Annotated in this window: 1 protein-coding gene; it reads right to left on the bottom strand. The window is 59.6% G+C overall.

The features are described from left to right. On the bottom strand, nt 1-206 hold a 206-nt coding region (locus AKL29_RS42015; protein ID WP_152977650.1), incomplete at its 3' end, for a hypothetical protein. Between the last annotated feature and the right edge of the window lie 126 nt (nt 207-332).

Genomic DNA, 332 nt, shown 5'->3' with positions numbered 1-332 from the left:
CGGTCCGGGTCAGGTTCGAGAAAGTCCACTTCGCTGCCAAGAGAGCCATAGCGCGCCACCGGCTGAAACCAGGGCTGGAAATAGTATCGCCGCAGCGGTGATGCGAGAATGTGGATGGCGGTCTCGGTCCAGGACAGCTGAGTGCCGTCCTCCGGATTATGGAAAGTCGAATATCCGCGCGCGTCCGTTTCAACGTTGCCATTCATCAAGGGCTCTTCCCCGGCGCCCGCGGCTAGTTTGCATGTGTCCTTGCTGGTCGAATACTTCTCATACTGACGGGCCAGCGTTGTCGGGTCCGGGTTGGTCCAAATGTAGTATCGCTCGAGGCGGCC

Source organism: Bradyrhizobium pachyrhizi, assembly GCF_001189245.1.
Taxonomy (GTDB): Bacteria; Pseudomonadota; Alphaproteobacteria; order Rhizobiales; family Xanthobacteraceae; genus Bradyrhizobium; species Bradyrhizobium pachyrhizi.
The sequence above is the reverse complement of the archived record's forward strand: the minus strand, read 5'-3'. Positions and strand labels throughout refer to the sequence as shown.